This is a genomic window from Halohasta litorea (assembly GCF_024494645.1).
Classification (GTDB): Archaea; Halobacteriota; Halobacteria; order Halobacteriales; family Haloferacaceae; genus Halohasta; species Halohasta litorea.
The window spans coordinates 96,827-115,391 of the sequence record NZ_JANHDJ010000002.1; the positions used below are offsets into that span (position 1 = coordinate 96,827).

Below are 18,565 nucleotides of genomic sequence, written 5' to 3' on the forward strand. Positions count from 1 at the left end.
TGGCGACCGTAGACCGCCCAGTTCAACGGTCGCTCATAGAGATCTCCGATCAGCGTTTCCACTAGAGTGAACACCTGACTGATCACTGAACTGATCCGAAAACCCGATACTATACTTCTTATCCAATAGTAGTCGGTAAAATAATGTGGATGCTCAATAAGTTGCGCATATACTCGGATGGATATTCTTATTTTTCTGACCGTGTTCATAATACTGGTATTTGGATTCGCTGTCGGTGTACTCGTGCTTATATATCCTACCCGGTATGTGGAATATCACACTGATTTAGGAGCAGGCGATGAAACTGTCGCCAAATTGGTAGCCATTCCGCTTATTGTGTTGTCTTTGTTTTTGTTTTCGTTTCTACTGTTGTTGTATCTATAGCTTCTGCGTATCTGTCATAGGTTCGAAAATATATCCACCAGGATGATGTCGTGGCGTCGTCAAATGGCCACGACTACCGTCGGCAGCCCGTCGTCGGAACGCTTTTGCGGTGTCATCGGCCACAGAACAGTAATGAGTAGCTTAGAACAGGAGTACCGCCTTGAGTACTTCGAGGAGGAAAACTTCGTCCGCCGGGAGTGTTCGTCGTGTGGGGCACACTTCTGGACGCGCGACCACGACCGCGAACTCTGTGGGGAGCCACCGTGTGAGGACTACCGCTTTATCGACGACCCGAGTTTCGACGAGGAGTACAGCCTCGAAGAGATGCGCGAGGCGTTCCTCTCGTACTTCGAGGACCACGGCCACGAACGCATCGATCCCTACCCGGTCGCGGCCAACCGCTGGCGCGACGACGTGCTGTTGACCCAGGCTTCTATCTACGATTTCCAGCCGCTGGTCACCAGCGGCGAGACGCCGCCACCGGCCAACCCGCTGACGATCAGCCAGCCGTGTATCCGGATGCAAGACATCGACAACGTGGGCAAGACGGGCCGCCATACGATGGCCTTCGAGATGATGGCCCACCACGCGTTCAACGCCCGCGAGGACGCAGAGGGCGAGTACGCCTACGAGGGCGAGGTCTACTGGAAGGACGAAACCGTCGAATACTGTGACGGCCTCTTCGAGTCCCTCGGCGCTGATCTCGACGAAATTACCTACATCGAGGACCCGTGGGTCGGCGGCGGCAACGCCGGACCCGCTATCGAGGTCATTTATAAAGGTGCGGAGCTGGCCACGCTCGTCTTCATGAGTCTGGAGCAGGACCCCGACGGCGAGTACGAGATGAAAGACGGCAATCGGTACAGTCCGATGGATACCTACGTCGTCGACACCGGCTACGGCCTCGAACGCTGGACGTGGATGAGCCAGGGCACGCCCACTGTCTACGAGGCGGTCTACCCCGAGATGATCGCCTTCCTCAAGGAGCACGCCGGGATCGAGCATAGCGACGAGGAGGAACAACTCATCCACCGGACCGCCAAGCTCGCGGGCCACATGGATATCGACGAGGCCGAGGATATGGAGACCGCGCGGACGGAGATCGCCGACCGACTCGATGTCCCTGTTGACGAACTCACCGACCTGATGGAGCCCCTGGAGGACATCTACGCAATCGCCGACCACTGCCGCGCACTCGCGTATATGTTCGGCGACGGCATCGTCCCCTCGAACGTCGGCACGGGCTACCTCGCCCGGATGGTCCTCCGGCGAACCAAGCGGCTGGTCGACAACGTCGGCGTCGACGCGCCGCTGGACGAACTGGTCGATATGCAGGCCGCCCGACTCGAATACGAGAACCGCGATACGATCCGCGACATCGTCCGCACCGAGGAGGCCAAATACCGCGAGACGCTCGACCGGGGCTCCAGGAAGGTCGAACAGCTCGCCGAGGAGTACGCCGGGAGCGATACACCGATTCCGGTCGACCAGCTGCTCGAACTGTACGACTCCCACGGCATCCAGCCGGATATGGTCGCCGAGATCGCCGCCGACCACGAGGCTCGCGTCGAGATTCCCGACGACTTCTACTCGCTTGTCGCCGCCCGCCACGACGACGCCGGTGGGGCCGCGGTCGAGACCGAGCGCGACGAGCGACTCGACGACCTCCCGGAGACGGACAAACTCTACTACGACAACCAAGAGCGGATGGAGTTCGAGGCGGTCGTCCTCGACGTCTTCGAGGCCGAGGAGGGGTACGACGTGGTGCTCGACCAGACGATGTTCTACCCCGAGGGCGGTGGCCAGCCCGCCGATCACGGGACCTTGACGAGCGAAGACGCCACCGCCGAGGTGACCGACGTCCAGATCGACGGCGATGTCGTCCTCCACCGGACCGACCGCAACCCCGGCAAAGGCGAGTTCGTCCGCGGCCAGATCGACAGCGAGCGCCGCCAGCGGCTGATGGCCCACCACACGGCGACCCACATCATCGGCCATGCGACCCGACAGGTGCTGGGCGACCACATCCGCCAGGCCGGGGCTCAGAAGGGCGTCGACTCCTCGCGGCTCGACGTGCGCCACTACGAGCGGATTACCCGCGAAGACGTCCAGGAGATCGAACGCATCGCCAACGAGATGGTGCGGGACAACATCCCGGTCCGACAGGAGTGGCCCCACCGCAATGACGCCCAGGCGGAACACGGCTTCGACCTCTATCAGGGTGGGATTCCGCCGGGAACCAACATTCGACTCATTCACATCGGCGAGGACGTCCAGGCCTGTGGTGGCACCCACGTGGGTCGGACCGGCAACGTCGGCGCGATCAAGATCTTGAAGACCGAGCCCGTCCAGGACGGCGTCGAGCGAATCGTCTTCGCGGCGGGCGCGGCGGCCATCGAGTCGACCCAGCGCACCGAGGACGCCCTCAACGAGGCCGCCGACGTGCTCGACGTCAATCCACAGGAAGTACCGGAGACCGCCGAGCGTTTCTTCACCGAGTGGAAGGACCGCGGCAAGCAGATCGACCGGCTGAAGGACGAACTCGCGGAGGCACGGGCCGCCGCGGAGGCCGACGAGATCGAGGTCGGCGACCAGTCGGCGGTCGTCCAGCGGCTCGACGCCGACGTGGGCGAACTCCGAGCGACCGCCAACGCACTCGTCGAGGATGGCACCATCGCGGTCCTCGGCAGCGGCGAGGGCGGCAGCGCGGTGTTCGTTGTCGGCGTGCCTGATGAGGCAGGCATCAACGCCGGGGAAGTCGTCGGCGAACTCGCGAGCAAGGTCGGCGGGGGTGGCGGCGGCCCGCCGGACTTCGCCCAAGGCGGGGGCCCCGATGTCGATGCCCTTGACGACGCGCTTGACGACGCTCCAGAAATCCTCCGCGGCGTGCTGAACGCGTAGCGACTGACCGCAGAGACGTTTTTAAATGATCGTGAGTACGATAGCCGAAATTCGATCGATGGCCGTCTCCCAGATCGAGAACCCCGTCGCGATCTGAAGGATCGTATCGACGGCGAACAGCCCGAATATCCCCGCTCCCGTGAGGTGGGCTTTCCGGCGGTCGAACCGGTCTGAAAACCGATGGAAAAACAGCGCGTTGGCGGCGCTCACCGGGATGATAGCGAGCATCTCGCCCGCCCAGATCGCGGGATGGGCCCCGTACTGTGCGGCCAGCCCGATCGTGACGAGTTGGGTTTTGTCGCCGAACTCCCCCGCAGCCATCAGCGCGAAGATCGGGAGGAACCCGCGGAGATACGACGGAACCTCATACCCTCGGATCGAGAGATCGATCTCCGCCGGATTGGTGAGACCGCCATCACCTATCGATTGGCCGCTCGGCTCGGGGGCCGACCGGAGGAGTTGCACCGCGAAGAGCAAAAAGAGGGTGGCAGTGATCGTATCGAGGTAGACGGGATCGAGCGCGCTGTTGATCGCCTCCCCGAGGAGGATCTCCAGGACGGTCCAACCGGCAAACGCGCTGCCCGCGGCCGTAACTACGATCCACGGGTCGTAGCGCGTCGACAATCCGGCGATGATGAACTGCACCTTCTCGCCGGGCAGCACCGACAGCTGGAGGACGAACGCAACGACGAGGATTTCGACCCACCCCGTCATCGCTGCCACCAACACAACAGGCGGTCGACGAGTCCAGACATACCGATATTAGTCGGGTCAAAATTGACGTTTTGGCTTGATAAATCCGGTGTTTCCCCCAACGGTTGATCGGCCGAGGGAGACCACAACAGATTGACAACATATTCATGGCTGGTCATTCTCTCGGGGATCGCGAATACCGCCGATTTGCACCGTTTTAACCCCTCACCGTCTCATAAGTTATGAGTTGGATTTTCTTACCACTCATAGTGGGTTCGTGTGTACCACGAGAAAGAATTATATACATAGTTCCCGTAGTATGTCATGTATTATGACTCGGTACTACGACTACGTGCTTGGCCTGATTCCGGTCGTGCTGTTCGGACTGACTGCGATCCTCCTTTTCGCAGGCATACAGCTGACACTGGCCGTGCCGGTCGGTGCCGGGGCTGCAGTGCTCGTTATCGGACACGCGCTGTTCGTCAACGTTCCCGGTCAGGTCGAGCCGATGGCAGAACAGCGATCGACCGTCCACCCCAACACGGACTGATCGGCCTTCGGCCCGCCGCCCGGTAGCCCTCGGGTCCGAGCGGGAGAGCTTTTGAGGCTTCCGCCACTCCGTTGAGCCACGATGACCGACACCCTGTTTTTGAGCAGTAGCGCTATCGCGGGACTCGCCGAGCCAGTCGACTACGTTGCGGCGGTTGAGGCGGGCTACCGGCAGCGTGGCGAGGGTGCGCCAGCCGAGCCGCGAACCAAACTCATCAACGAGTCACCGCCGGGCATGCTCACCGAGTATGCGGCGATCCTCCAGGAGTCGGGCTACATGGGCGGCTACACCTACTCGGCCGGGTTCGGCGAGCGTGATGCGTGGTTCATGACGCCGCTGTTCGACGCCGACAGCGGCGCGCCGCTGGCCTTGCTGGACGGCGCGAGCATGAACCCGTTCAAAACAGGTGCGGCCGGGGCGGTCGGCGTCGACTACCTTGCCCGCGCCGACAGCGAAACGGTCGGCATCATCGGCTCGGGGGCCCAAGCCCGCGGCCAGCTCCGGGCGACTGCTACTGTTCGGGACCTCTCCGAGGTCCGCGTCTACTCTCCGACACGGGCCAACCGCGAGGCGTTCGCCGAGGAGATGACAGCGCGGCTCGACTGCGAGGTGACTGCCGTCGACGCCAGTGCCGACGCCGTGGTCGACGCCGACATCGTCATCACAGCAACCAACGCCTCGGAGCCGGTGTTCGACGGCGAGCTGCTGGCTCCCGGTGCGCACGTCACTGCGATGGGCCAGTACAACCCCACCAAACGCGAACTCGATACAACGACTATCGAACGGAGCACGTACGTTCCCGACCTGCGCGAGCGGGTCATGCAGGACGCTGGCTCATTTATACATGCAGTCGACGAGGGAGCCGTCGACGAGTCCCACATCCACGCCGAACTCGGCGCGGTCGTTGCTGGCACCGCGGTCGGCCGCGAGACTCCCGACGAGATCACCGTCTTCGACAGCGGCGGCACCGGCATCGAAACCGTCGCTGCTGCCGGGATGCTCTACGAGCGGGCCAAAGAGCAGGGACTCGGGTCGACGATCTCCTTTGCTCCGGCTAGTGAGGCCCTAACGGGCCAGTAGCTGGTGACTACTCGTCCTACTGCAGTCGGTACCGAAGCAACGCCGCGATCCCGCCGAGGTTTTTCAGTTGTTGGCCCGGCTGGAACTCCTTCGAGAAGACGGTGATCTCGCCGCCCTTCTGTTCGACCGAGTCGATGACCCCGTTGACATCGATCTCCCAGTCGCCTTCGGCCTGCCGCTCGTCGCGGAGTCGCTCGTCCAGAATTAGGAGTTCCTCGACCGCGCCGAACTCCGCGGCCTCCTGGACCGCCTCGATCCCGTAGGCTGCCTTCGCGCCGTCGCCGATCCGTACCATCAGTTCGTCGATGGTCTCGGCCTCGCGGGCGATTCTGGTCTCGTCCTGGACCTCCTCGACCGCACCCCTTTTCAGTACCTCGTGAACGCCGCGGCCGCCCGCACTGGAGGTGTCGACCACGGTGATGAGCTCTTCGAGGTCCCTGTGGTTCTCGACGATGTAGTCGCGGGCGTCCTGTTTCGTGAACCCTGGTCCGGCGAGGATGATCGCGTCGGTGTCGAGATGGCCGAGTGCGCTTCCCAGCTCCCCAAAGAGTTCCTCACGGGGGCGGGAGTACTCTCCCTTCCCAGTGGGTTTCGTGAAGGAGGCGTACTCGTCGACACCGTACTCCTTGACCAGATGAATGTAGGCCTCGCCCTCCTCGACGGTGGCGATGGCGACATCGGGATTGTCGGCGGCGGCCTCGGCCTCCTCGATCCGCTCGATCTGGTCGGCTTTGAAGTGTTTTTCAATAGTAAGCTCCTCGTGCTGTTCGACGTTGAGCGTGTGGTGGAGCCCGAGCTGATCCTCCCGCGAGCAGCCGGTGATGACGCCACCGACGCGGAGGCGGTTGGCGAAGCGGGCGAACTCGACGCTCTCGACTTCGATGGTGACCGAGATGTGTTCGCGTTCACCGCCGGTGTCGCGCATCTGGTCGTCGTTGCGCTGGATGCGGCGGGTAGTGTCGCCGGAGACGAGATCGCCGGGTTCGAGGACGTAGGAGAGATGCCAGAGGTCGTCGACGGTTTCGGGAACGAGCGTCATCCGCTCTCGGCCCTCCTCGCCACGACCGCGGCTCGCGATTCGCATATCCCCCTCTTCGACCGACCGGCTAACAACCCTTCCGTTTGAACCGCAGACGGCCACCACCTACTGTGAGTCGTTTCCGTCGACGCCCCAGACGAACCCGGAGTCGTCCTCGTCGTCGAGCTCCCGCCGGTCCGCCGACTCGGCAGTCTCTCCGTCTTGCTCGCCGGTGTCCCCCCCGTGGTCGACAGTGCCCGCGTCGTGGTCGACGGTCTCGCTGGCTTCGTTCGGTGTTGGCTCGGGGGCGGTCGTCTCGCTGGCCGACCGCTCGGGCCGACTCACGTCGACGGTTCGGCCCGTCTGGACCAGCGGGTCGACCTCGGCCGAGCCGCCGTCGAGCTCCGGCATCGCCCGCCTCTCCAGGACGACCCCGGTATCATCGGTCGCCGGATCGGGCTCGCTTGCAGCGGGGTACAGCCTGTCGAGTCCGACGGCGGCCCCTCGGCCGGTCGACCAGGCTGCCGACACGCGGACGACGAACGCCAAGCCGACCGCGAGGATGAACGTCACCAGGACGATCACCGCCGCGACCGGCGGCGAGAGCAGCCCGACCAGCGCTGCGACGACCAACAGCGGCAGCAAGAGAGTCGGGCCGAGCGCCAACAGTCCGCTGGCGATCAGCCACCCAGTGAGGAACTCACCGCTCGCGGCCAGCCGGAAGACGCGGCGGACGCCGAGAGCCGCCCGAAGCGAGCCGGTGGCGGCGAACACCACCCGCGCCGCGGGTCGCACGTAGAGATACACCAGCCCGTAGATCAGCAGCCCGAACCCCGAAATCAGGATGAGCAGCCCGGCCAGCGCCTGGGCCGTCTCGCCGACCTCCGATGGCGGGACCACCGTTGCCACCCCGCCGACGGCGAGGCCACAGAGAACTACCCCGGGTAGGAGATACAGCACCGAGACGAGTACCGACTTCGAGCCTGCCCGGACGAGTGACCCCCATTCGACGAACGACGAGACGGTCGGCTCGTTTTCGATCCCGTCTTCGACGACCGAAATCAGGTAGCCCCGCATCACGAGACTCGGCAGCGCGACGACGGGTATCAGCGCGGGGCCCAGGGGCCACACTGCCAGCAGTACCACCCACACTGCCAGCAACACTCCGGAGAGAAGCGTCAGCACCGAGCCGACGAGGATCGTCCCGAAGGCGTCGTCGGCACGGTAGGGCACCCGGAGCGACTCGCTCAGCATTGGCTATACCCAGTAGCTCCTTGGTCTTATAACGATTGCAAGACTCACATCTCGATTCGTGGCGGCGGCTGAAGACGACACGGCTCAGCCACTGGGCGTGTGTCGGTTCTATCGACTCCGAGCCGGTTGCTGTAACCGAAATTCATGATGTTTGACAATGATTAGCACATATCTATTTGTAGATCGAAAATACACAGTATCAAATAATGTCCTCCACAGCCAGCCGACAGCACGACCATCGGGCAGTCACGCGGCGCGACTCCGGGGTGTGTTGTATCAGATGACTACCGATTCAGTGACCCCACAGGAGGCCAGAGAGGAACTCTACGACTGTATTCGTGGTGAGGGGTCGTTCGAATCGAAAGCCCGAGCGGCCCTCGAGGTTGGCACACGCTTTCTGGATGCCGACAGCGGCTACCTCGCCCGCGTCGACACCGAGACGGAACACTGGGAACTGTTGGTCTCCGCCGAGTCAGTCGACGGCGAGCCACTCACCGACCAGGGGCTCGACTTCGAGGTGTCCTACTGTCGGCGCACCGTCGGTGCCGATGCGGGCCAGATTGCTCTTCACGATGCGCCTGCTCAAGGGTGGGCCGACGATCCGGCCTTCCAGGAACAGGGATTCCACTGTTATCACGGGACGACACTCATCGTCGACGGCGAACCCTACGGGACGGTCTGTTTCGTCGCCGAAGGCCCCCGCGAGGAGTTCAGCGACTGTGAGTGTTTGTTCGCCGAGCTGATCGCCCGGCTGCTCGAACGCGAACTCGAACGGCAGCAACACGAGACCGAACTCACCCGCCAGGCCAACCTCGCGACCGTGCTCAACCGCGTGCTTCGCCACAACCTCCGGAACAAACTCTCGGTGATTCGGGGGTACACACAGCTGTTGGCCGATTCTGTCGACGACGCGGCCGCCGCGCCTACTGACGACGCAACCGCCGCCCCCACTGACGACGCAACCGCCGCACCCACCGACGACGCGACTGCTGTGTCCGCCAACCCGGCGGCCGACTCGGCTGTCGGCGAGACTGCCCTCGACACCATCGACAGCCTGATCGAACTCAGCGAGAAGGCCCGCAAACTGGATCACATCATCGGTGCGGACACCGATCCCGAAACGGCCGATCTGTCGGCGCTCGCCGAATCGATCGCCGGGACGGTCGCCTGCCAGTATCCCGCGGCGACCATCCAAATCGATGCCGAGGAGTCGGTCACCGGCCAGGTGTTGCCGAGCATCGAGCGCGCGCTGACCGAGTTGGTCGAGAACGCCGCCAAACACGGCGGCGAGGCTCCTTCGGTACGAATCGATGTCGAAGCCGCTGGGAACGATATCGAGATCCGAATCGCCGACGACGGGCCGGGGATCGCCGCCCACGAGGTATCGGTCCTCGAAAACGGGGCCGAATCGCCGCTGACCCACGGCAGCGGGCTCGGACTCTGGTTGGCCCACTGGATCGTGAGTAGCCACGGTGGCTCCATCGAGGCGACGGTCTCGGATGCCGGGACGACGATGACCGTCCGCCTCCAGGAGACGCTCGACCAGCCCACCACCGATGGGGCCGCCGACCTCACCCGGACCGCCGATCAGTATCAGGCGGCCTTCGAGGAGTCCTCCGACGCGATGGTGATCGTCGATACGGAGGGCCGAATCATCGAGGCCAATCCGGCGGCAACCGACGTCTATGGGATCGAAAGCCAGCAGCTACTCGGGCGGTCGATCGCCGAGTTCCTCCCCGAGGAGTTCGATTTCGAGGCCGCATGGCGGCGGTTCCAAACCCGTGATTCCAAACACGATACGGTCACCATCGTCGGCGGCGACGGCGTCGAACGACGTGTCGAATACACCGGGACAACGGACATCATCCCCGGCCATCATCTCATCGTCAGCCGGGAACTGAGCAAGTGGTCGGTCGAGGAACGTCGCGTTAGTTGAATTTGCTGCGCCCGGCGCTTCCGGCGACCTCGGCGAGGTCGGCGTAGACGTCGGCGATCCGGTCGCGGATGTTCCGCCCCGCAACCCGGGGGTCGAAGCGGTCCTTGTTCGGGGCCCAGTCGACGTCGTTGAAGAACGTATCGCGGTGGTCCTCGATCCCCTCCGGCGGGACGATCTCGTCGGTCGCCTCCCGGTAGAGATCGAAGGCCGTCCGGGTGTACTCGTACTGATAGCGGGTGTCCTTGTTGACTTTGCAGATGCCGTGTTGCAGCATCTCCTGGAGCTGTTCGGGCTGGACACCCGACGAGCCATGCAGGACCAGCGGCGTGTCGAGGCCGTGGTCCCGCAGCGCCATGCGGATATCCTCGGTCAAATCCGGCCGGAGTTCGAGGTCCTTGCCTTTGGCAACGCCGTGTTGGGTGCCCACCGAGATCGCCAGCAGGTCACAGCCCGTGCGGTCGACGAACTCGACGGCCTGCTCCGGATCGGTATAAAAGGCCTCGTCGGCGACGATCTCGTCTTCGACCCCCTTGATCGTCCCGAGTTCGGCCTCGACGAGGATGTCGGCGTCGGCCTCGTCGACCCAGTCGACGACCTGTTTGCTCTTTTCGACGTTCTCCTCGAAGGGGTCATGAGAGGCGTCGATCATGATCGAGGAGGGGATTTCGAGCTCGATCTGTTTCCGGATCGTATCGAGGTTGGTCTGGTGGTCCATATTCAGGAAGACCCCGATATCGTACTGGTCGGCGATGAGGTCGATGTAGTTGCCCATCGCCTGGAGCCCCGTGATCGGATCGCCGTTGCCAGCGAAGCTACAGGCTCCGTTGGACATCTGCAGGAGGAGATCGGAGTCGACGCGCTGTGCGCCCTGCATCAACCCCATCATCGTGTTCGGTTCCGCGATGTTGCTTGCGATCAGGCCGAACCCTTCGCCGAGCGCATCGTCGTACACTGTCGCCAGGTCGGAGCCGCCGTGAAAGGTCATGCTGTGTAAGGATTATTTTGAAGCAAAATAAACCCCCATCGTGGTCGTTGCCCGACCGCGGATGAGTCGGGCGGTTCGCAGCCACGCACTTGACCCGTTTTCGATCCTCAGTCGACCTGTTCGCTGCCACCGGCCGGGAGGTGTTCCTGGATCAGATCCGGGCTGGCGACCTTTCGGACGAACCCCTCGTCGGTGAACCGCTCTTTGAGCTCGCGGTAACACCGCTTTGCCATGTCGTTTTGGGCGAACTTGCCGGGGTGGAGCCGAAGGTGGGTCGCCGCGTTTTCTTCGACCGCCGGGGTCGGCCCGCCGACGACCCGGGTCTGTGGCTCACACTGGATGCCGACCGCGAGATCGACTGCGGTATCGTCGAAGTAGGTCCGGTCGCCGCGAATCACGAAGCTCCCCTTTTCAATGTACTCGCCGCTCTCGGGCGTCTTCGAGACCTGATCGGGGTCGACCATATACACGTCCCCGGAGTACTGGCCCGCCTTCCACACCGAGGAGTGTGAGACCGCGAAGGTGGCTGCTTGGTTAAGCGTCGATTCGGGGAAGTCGATCTCTTTTGCTGCTTCGCTGGGACCGGTCGCCTTGAGAATCGTCACCGGCGCGCCGTGAGCCTGTGCGTGGAAGAACTTGTCCCCGCGGCTCATGTACTTCTTGACGAGTTCCTCGTTCTGGTCGGCGTTGCGGCCGCCAATCACGAGGAAGCCGTCGGTGGTGTGGAACCAGCGGAACCGCTCGTACCACTGCTCGTTGCGCTTGATGGGAACCGATTGGCGGGCCGTCCAGTCGACCTCGTCGTATTCGTCCTCAGCGTCGGCCTCGTCATCGCCCTCCTCGTCTTGGTCTTCGGCTTCCCACGCCTCGCGTCGGGCCTTGACGGCCTCGAGGTCCTCGCGGGTGTTCTCGATGGCCGCCTTCGCGCCCTCCTTTTTCTCTTCTACTCTCTTGGCCTCTTTATAAAGCTCGTCGGCGTTCTTTTCGACGCCAGTGGTCGCGTCGATCGTCGCCCGCGTCTCGTCGAGGTCGATCGTCACCGTGCCGTTCGAGCCGTCGACGTCCACCACGGCCTCGGCCGCCGGGATTCCCTGCTCGGCTCCCGCTGCGAGCGTCTCGCCGATCTCGTCCCAGGGGACGCCCTCGTCGCGGGCGTTTTGAATCGTCGTCAGGATCTCGTCGACCAGATCGTAGTTCGCATACAGCGCCTCTGCCTTCGCCCGCTCGGCGTCGGCCTGCTCGTCGAACCCTTCGATGGCCTGCTGTTGCTGTTCGATAATCCGCTTCTGTTTGGCGATCTCGCTTTCGAAATCCGGTTTGCTGGTCGTCGGCTCGGTGTCGTCGGTTTCCTCCTCCGAGCGGTCAAATCGGTAAAAGTACTCGTCGACGGCGTCGTTGAAATTATCGTAGGCCTCCTCGCTTAGCTCCTCGGCTTCGCGTTCGGCCAGTGGGAACGGGGTGACGTCGACCACTCTGTCCTCGTCGAGATACAGCCGCGGGTCGAAGTCGCCCGCCTTGACGCGGGTTGCGAGATCATCGAGGGCGTCGTAGACCGCCCGATAGGTCGACTCGTCGGCCGTCTCGATGTCGAGTTCCTTCTCGACGCCCGCCCGTGTACAGACCTCCTCGGCGTACAGTCCCCCGAGGTTGAGCTGGGTTGCGAGGGTTCGGACCACGTCGGTCGACGACGCGGCCATCTCCCGTTCGAAGGCGTCGTAACTCACCGCAAGTGGGTCGATCCGCGAGTCGGGGAACTCGTACTGTGAGCCGGGGGCGACAGTTCGGGATTTCAGCCGTACGGTTTCGAGGCTCTGGACGACCTCGCCGTGTTCGTCGAGCACCGCGATATTACCCTGGCCGAACAGTTCCGCGACGATCGTCGTGTTGGCGTCGGGGCGCTCGAACTCGAAGACCAAGATTCGATCGAACTCGTACTGGGAGACGCCCGCGAAATCCGCCCCGCCCAGCCGATTGCGGATCATCTTGGCGAAGTTGGGCGGTCGCCCCGGCGCATCGGAGACGTGGTCCGGGTCGGCCATGTGGGCGCGTTTGACGTCGCCGACCTCGATCATGAGTTCGATCCGCCCGCGGTCGTAGTCCCGCATCTTGAGCCGCAGTAGATCGTCGCCGTAGAGATACGCCTTGTCGACCTTCGCACCCTCGTACCGCCCGAGTTCGGTGACGAGGGCCGCAAGGTCGATGCTCGAAAGCTCCCGCTTGGGGTCCATACGGCTGTTTCACCACGACATGAAAAAGGGGTGTCGCTCCGCCCGCTGTATCAGACGTTTTTTATTACTCCCTACTCCAGTCGAATTATGGTAACGGTGGTCGACGTGACGTTCATCGCGCTGTTGGCTGGCGCGGCCACCGGCATCGGCGCGCTGCCGATCCTCGTGACCGGCCGGGTGAGCCACCGCGTCTACGACGGCGCGCTCGGCCTCGCGGCGGGAATCATGGTCGGTGCGGCCGTCTTCGCCCTGGTCGTCCCCGGCCTCGAACTCGGGACGCTCACGGAGGTCACCGGCGGCCTGATCGTCGGCGGCGGCTTCCTCTTGGCGGCGAACTGGGCGATTCCCCACGCACATATGCTGTTCGGCGGCACCAACGGCGACGAGTTTCCCGAGTCTGAATCCGTCGACGAGACCGACGAGGACCTCCGGCAGGCGATCCTCATCGGGAGTTCGATCACGATCCACAACGTCCCCGAAGGGCTGGCCATCGGGATCGCCTTCGCCAGCGGCTTCGAGGAGGTCGGCATCGCACTCGCGGGGGCGATCGCCGTCCAGAACATCCCCGACGGCTTCGCGATGGCGGTCCCGGCGAGCCAGACCGGCCTCTCGAAGTTCAAGACGATCCTTTATACGACGCTCTCGGGGGCGATTCCGGAACCGATCGCCGCGGCCGCGGGGTTCGCACTCGTCGCGGTAGTCACCGGCGTTTTCCCGGCGGCCGCAGGGTTCGCCGCCGGGGCGATGATGGCGGTCGTCTTCCGCGAACTCATCCCCGAGAGCCACAGTCACGGCTACGCCGACACGGCGACGATCACCTTTATTCTCGGCTTCGGCGTCATGCTCGGTGTCGACGTTGGACTCGCCGTGTAACTCACATATTCACGTCTTCGATCTTTTCGTTGACGACGACGTGGCCCAGCCCGGTCAGCACGGCCCCGTTGTCGCTCATCCGGACGAGCCCGACCTGGCCCAGCGACGACAGCAGCTCCTGGAGCTCGTCGGCGGGTTTGTCGATGATCATCGAGATATCGAACTCGTCGCCCGCCGAATACAGCGCGACCAGCACCTCCTTGTAGGCCTCGGTGAGCGTCAGTCCCTCGATTTTCCGTTTCCGTTCCCGGTAGCCCCGCCGGACGAACCGCTGGAAGAGCTTGTGCTTTCGTTCGTCCCGCACCGCGATCGTCGTCTTGATCGCGACCCCCGACTCATCGAGATGCCGCACCGAGAGGCTGCGGAACCGTTGTTCCTCGAAGGTCTGTTTCTCCAGTTCGAAGTAGATGATGTCCGACAGCTGGATCGTGAACGCCCCCTCGTTCGCCTCGTCTTCGTCATCGACCGTGATCGATACTGATCGATCGTCGACTGACAGCGTGCCGCCAGCGGCCGCGGTATTGAGCACACGACCACCCCGCCGTGCGGGATGGGTGACGACGATCCGACAGGCCGAGAGGATCTGCTTGAAAACCGCGTTCACAAAGCCGCGCTGTCTGTTGCCGCTCAGCTCGACGATCGCCAGCCGCTGGCGGTCGCCCTCGTCGTAGGCGAGCGTCACCGCCGACTCGAAGGCGTCTTCGAGCTGTGACGGCAGGTGGTCCAGCGACTGGTCGACGACCGCCGAGAGCTCGATACGGGTGTGCTCGGGCGTCATCGAGTCATCGCTCCGGACGAACAACAGCTCCTGGGGGCCGAGAAACACGCGCGCACTCGTCGGCTGGCCGTCGGCGAACGCCGAACAGGCGACCGTGGTCTCGACGGTCACTACGGGTGAGCCGCTGAGTTGGTCCCGCGGGTCGAACACGGAGGCATCGTCGATTGTCGGGGTCGACTCGCTGGCCGTCTCGCCGTTTCGACTGCCCTCACCGCCGCCGGTCGTGTTTTTTGTCGGCGACTGCTCGCCTGCGGACGGCGGCGCTCCGGACTGCTCTCTCGGTGGCCTCGGAGATTGGGACTGCTCGCTCGCTCCCGACGCTGACTCGGCCGAAGCCGACCCTGATTGACCGCCCGACGCCGATGGCGACTGTTGACTCACCGAGCCCTCTGTCGTGTCGCTCGGCGATGGATCAGCGTGACCGGCGGCTGGCGACTGCTGTGATGCCGTCTCAGCTCGGGAGATCTCCGCCCGGCGCTCGGCGTCTCGTCCGTTCACCCACCGCCCGAGCTGTACTGCGGCGTTCGTCTCGTCGACGAGCTCGCTTTCGGGATCGAGATACGAGCGCGTCCCGAGATCGGCGGCATCCAGGACGTCCTCGACTGAGCTGCTCATCGGTCGGGGGTTGCGGACCCTTTCGGGCTTGCTCGATCGACTGTGGGCGCGAGCCTGCCGCCACTCGGCGTCGTAGGTTTGGGGATCGAACGGCTCCCGGTCGAACGGTTTGGGGTTCGCCAACAGCGTGTAGTCCTCACCGGGGTCGGCTTCCGAGCCGCCGAACAGCGCCGCGAGCTGCTGGCGAGCGTCGCTGCCCATCCGTTGACCCATCGCCCGTGTGTGGTCGTCTTCCCCAAGCAGACTCCCGACCCGCTGTGGCGAAAACCCTGCGTCGGCGAAGAACATGGCTGCTGTCGCCCTGAGGCTCCGAAAGTCGATGGCCTCGTCGTCGAGCCCCTCGGCGTGGGAGGCGCTCCGTTCGACCAGCCGTCCCATCGCCTCCGCCGACAGTGTGAGGTACTCTTCGGCTTCGCAGAGCCGCGCGAGGATCGCCGTCAGCCGCTCCGACCACGCGAAGGGGATCGTCCGGCCCGCGCTGGGCGGCGACCACATCGACTCGGTGAGGATCTCCCGAAGGGTGCGACCGTCGCCAGCCCGCTGGGCGTGGCGGGCGGTCTCCCAACACTGCTGGCAGGCACAGGGGTCCCGCTCGGGGATCGTCAGCTCGCCGCGGCCCCAGTCGATCCACTCCTCGTGGAGATGCTGGATCTCGCCCGGACGGAGTCCGAGCCGACCGCCGAGCATGAGCACGGAGCTGGCTCGAAGCCGTCGCTGTCGGTCATCGAACGACAACCCACCCAGATACAGGCTGTAGAATGCCGACGGCTCAAGCGCCTTCGATGGCGGTATCGACGCCAGCAACTGTGCTCCTGTTGGGCCCGACCGTGTAGGCTCTCCCATACGTGAAAACCGTATTACAGAATAACAGAATTATTATTAATAAATTACGGTCGAATTACACTATATTCCCAGTTGGGTCGACGCAGTCACGAACCCAGGCCAGCGGATACGACACAGCAGCACGCCCTCGGCGTTCCGTAGCAATATCCCACTGCGGCTCCCGATAGCAGTCGCTGTGCCTCGATGCGGCGTCGATAAAAGATCAGTTTCGGTGAGACCTACTCGAACTGTTCGGCGGCGGCCGCAAGCACCGCGTCCTTGGCGGCCTCGCGTTTGCCAGCGAGGAACTCGATGCGACCCTCGCGGACGCCGCGGGCGGTGATTCCGGCCTCGGGAGCGGCTTCGGCGGCGGCCTCGGCGACCGCACGAATATCGAGCGGTTCGGTGCTCCGGAGGTAGAGTTCGTCCATCCCGATGCCGACAGTGACGAACGCTTCGCCCTCGCGCTCGGCGCGGTGGAGTTCGTCGAGCAGGAGTTCAGTCGAGGGGAAGTCGAAGCGGTGACTGAACTGCTCGGTGTCCAGGACGGCCATCGAGACGCCCGCCCGCTCGTCGGCCTCCAGGTTGGCCTGGGCGGTCGAGAGCTCGGTATCGAGCTTCTCGCGGAACTGCTCGGCGATGTGGCCAGCGAGGCCACCGGCGTCGTCGAACAGCAAATCCGTGATGAGTTCGCGTTTGTCCTGGTAGGACTGGTAGTATGCTTCGAGGGCGACCGCCTCGCGGATGTCGGTCACCTGCTCGGCGTCGTAGCCTGCCGCCTCGGCCGCGTCGGTGTAGGCCTCCGGGGTGTTCTCCCAGTAGCTCACTGCGGGGAGGTGCTGCATATCCTCGGCCACGTCGGTGTTCAGGGCCGCCGCCAGCGTTGCGGTCAGCGCGCCGACCGAGAGATCGGTCGCGTTCTGCCGGGCAGTGACGACCTGCTCGGCGGCGTCGTCGACGTCCGTGTCGGCAGCGATCGAATCGAGAACGATCCGTTCAGCGCCGTAGACGCCCAGCAGGCCGAGACCATCGGCCGAATCGGCGGTGCTTGCAGCACCGACGAAGCAGAACAGCGGCAGTTTCTCGTCGTGCCGGTCGCGGTCCTGGAGCATCCGGGTTGCGTCCTTGGTCGCGGCATCCATTCCGTAGATCGCGTCGTCGAGCGGTCGCCGGACGATGTAGTGGTACTCGGCATCCGAGCGGGCGTGTTCCTCGCGGACCAACGGAAGAACCGCGCGCTCGATGGCCGCACCGGCGACGTAGCCGTCGGCGGTTGCGGGGTGGCGGATGACGACCGGCCGGGATTCCAGCACTGCTCGGCGGATCGCTTCGGCCACGTCGAGGAGTGGCTCTTCCATCGCGGCAACCGCGTCGTGGTCGCCGATCGGTTCGAGGCTGTCGGGTCGGGCGCGGTCGGTCAGTGCGTCGGCCAGTCGACCAGTCACGGCCTCGCGCTCGTCGTCTTCGAGGACGACCAGTTCGTCGGTCTCGACCTGGAGTTCGCCGCGGCGGCGTTCGACCTCGCCGTCGAGGCGGACGATGTCGCCGAGTTCGACCTCGGGGTAGGCCCGTACCCCGGCCTCGACGAAGGCCGCACAGTCGACGACGCCGGTTTCGTCGCGGAGTTCGAAGACGGTCGGGCCGCCGGTCTGGCGAATCGAGACGATCTCGCCGTCAAGGCGGACGCGCTCGTCGACGCGGTCGTTGAGCGATTCGATGCTGACCTCCTCGTAGCCCTCGGCGACGCTTTCGCTGGCTGCGTCGGTCGCGTCGGCCTCGCGTTCGGAGACGGTGACTGCACCGGCCGAGGAGTTACTGCTCGGCGTGCTGTCGGTCTCGCCGCCGATGACGGCCTCGGTCTCGCTGGCGGTGTCGGCACCGTGGCTCGGTGTCACCGATTCGGTCTCGGCTTCGTCGTCGGTGGCTGATGCGTCGCTCTCCTCGTTGGCGGTGTCGTCGGACTCTTCGAGGGCTGGCTCGCCCTCGTCGTCGGTGTCGTCGGTATCGTCGGTGTCGTCATCGTCGTCGAGATCGGCCGGGAGGAGTTCGTCGGTGCCGTCGAGGATGAGTTTCCCGCGGAACTCGCGGTCGGACTGGCGGATCGACTTGCCGAGGTCGATGTTGCCGTTGTCCCGAACGTTGTTCACCCGGACACAGACGGTGTCGCCGGGTTCCCAGTTGAGGCTCTCTAGGCGTCGGTCCAACTCGCTGCGGTGCAGGAGTCCAGTAACGCCGGGCGAGAGGTCGATGAAGACGCCGAAATCGGCGTAGCCGTCGACCGTGCCTTCGTAGAATCGGTTGTCGATAAGTTGCGATGCGTGGTTGCCGCGGAACTCGAAAAGGACGTCTTCCTGATGACTGTCACAGACGTGACCGCCATCAACAGGGATGCCACAAATGATACACGAACCCATTTGCTAGGAAGATATGGGGCCTCCCTTTAACGGT

At 64.0% G+C, this 18,565-nt stretch carries 12 protein-coding genes; 5 read left to right on the top strand and 7 right to left on the bottom strand.

What is annotated here, in order from left to right; all coding sequences use genetic code 11:
- The first annotated feature begins 516 nt into the window (after positions 1-516).
- Complete coding sequence (gene alaS / locus NO877_RS05295) at positions 517-3,285, top strand: alanine--tRNA ligase (RefSeq protein ID WP_256395278.1); 2,769 nt, start codon at positions 517-519, stop codon at positions 3,283-3,285.
- A 21-nt stretch (positions 3,286-3,306) separates the two neighbouring features.
- Here alaS and NO877_RS05300 read toward each other — a convergent pair whose 3' ends face one another.
- A complete protein-coding gene (locus NO877_RS05300) occupies positions 3,307-3,999 on the bottom strand; it encodes a TMEM165/GDT1 family protein (RefSeq protein WP_256395279.1) in 693 nt (230 codons plus the stop codon).
- Between the two features lie 310 nt (positions 4,000-4,309).
- Between NO877_RS05300 and NO877_RS05305 the strand changes: the two genes are divergently transcribed.
- Positions 4,310-4,528, top strand: coding sequence for a DUF8015 family protein (locus tag NO877_RS05305; protein WP_256395280.1), 219 nt, complete (start codon positions 4,310-4,312; stop codon positions 4,526-4,528).
- Positions 4,529-4,609: 81 nt separating this feature from the next.
- Positions 4,610-5,608, top strand: coding sequence for an ornithine cyclodeaminase family protein (locus NO877_RS05310; RefSeq protein WP_256395281.1), 999 nt, complete (start codon positions 4,610-4,612; stop codon positions 5,606-5,608).
- 16 nt (positions 5,609-5,624) lie between these two features.
- Here NO877_RS05310 and NO877_RS05315 read toward each other — a convergent pair whose 3' ends face one another.
- A complete protein-coding gene (locus tag NO877_RS05315) occupies positions 5,625-6,692 on the bottom strand; it encodes an mRNA surveillance protein pelota (RefSeq protein ID WP_256395282.1) in 1,068 nt (355 codons plus the stop codon).
- A gap of 60 nt (positions 6,693-6,752) precedes the next feature.
- A complete protein-coding gene (locus NO877_RS05320; RefSeq protein ID WP_256395283.1) occupies positions 6,753-7,880 on the bottom strand; it encodes a DUF4013 domain-containing protein in 1,128 nt (375 codons plus the stop codon).
- A 280-nt stretch (positions 7,881-8,160) separates the two neighbouring features.
- On the opposite strand from NO877_RS05320, the gene NO877_RS05325 reads away from it, so the two are divergent.
- Positions 8,161-9,816, top strand: a complete 1,656-nt coding sequence (locus NO877_RS05325) for an ATP-binding protein (RefSeq protein ID WP_256395284.1) — start codon at positions 8,161-8,163, stop codon at positions 9,814-9,816.
- Here NO877_RS05325 and fba read toward each other — a convergent pair.
- Positions 9,809-10,801: a class II fructose-bisphosphate aldolase gene (gene fba / locus NO877_RS05330; RefSeq protein WP_256395285.1), complete on the bottom strand. Its 993-nt coding sequence runs from the start codon at positions 10,799-10,801 to the stop codon at positions 9,809-9,811. The two genes, NO877_RS05325 and fba, sit on opposite strands and share 8 nt — an antisense overlap.
- 107 nt (positions 10,802-10,908) lie before the next feature.
- Positions 10,909-13,029 (bottom strand): ribosome rescue protein RqcH, encoded by a 2,121-nt coding sequence (rqcH, locus tag NO877_RS05335; RefSeq protein WP_256395286.1) that lies wholly within the window; start codon positions 13,027-13,029, stop codon positions 10,909-10,911.
- An 87-nt stretch (positions 13,030-13,116) separates the two neighbouring features.
- Here rqcH and NO877_RS05340 point away from each other — a divergent pair, with 87 nt between their 5' ends.
- The gene (locus NO877_RS05340; RefSeq protein WP_256395287.1) at positions 13,117-13,902 is read left to right on the top strand and encodes a ZIP family metal transporter; all 786 of its coding nucleotides are present in this window, start codon (positions 13,117-13,119) and stop codon (positions 13,900-13,902) included.
- A gap of 1 nt (position 13,903) precedes the next feature.
- On the opposite strand, the gene NO877_RS05345 is transcribed toward NO877_RS05340, so the two are convergent.
- Positions 13,904-16,138, bottom strand: a complete 2,235-nt coding sequence (locus NO877_RS05345) for a CheF family chemotaxis protein (RefSeq protein ID WP_256395288.1) — start codon at positions 16,136-16,138, stop codon at positions 13,904-13,906.
- A 218-nt stretch (positions 16,139-16,356) separates the two neighbouring features.
- Complete coding sequence (locus tag NO877_RS05350; protein WP_256395289.1) at positions 16,357-18,531, bottom strand: DHH family phosphoesterase; 2,175 nt, start codon at positions 18,529-18,531, stop codon at positions 16,357-16,359.
- Positions 18,532-18,565: the final 34 nt, after the last annotated feature.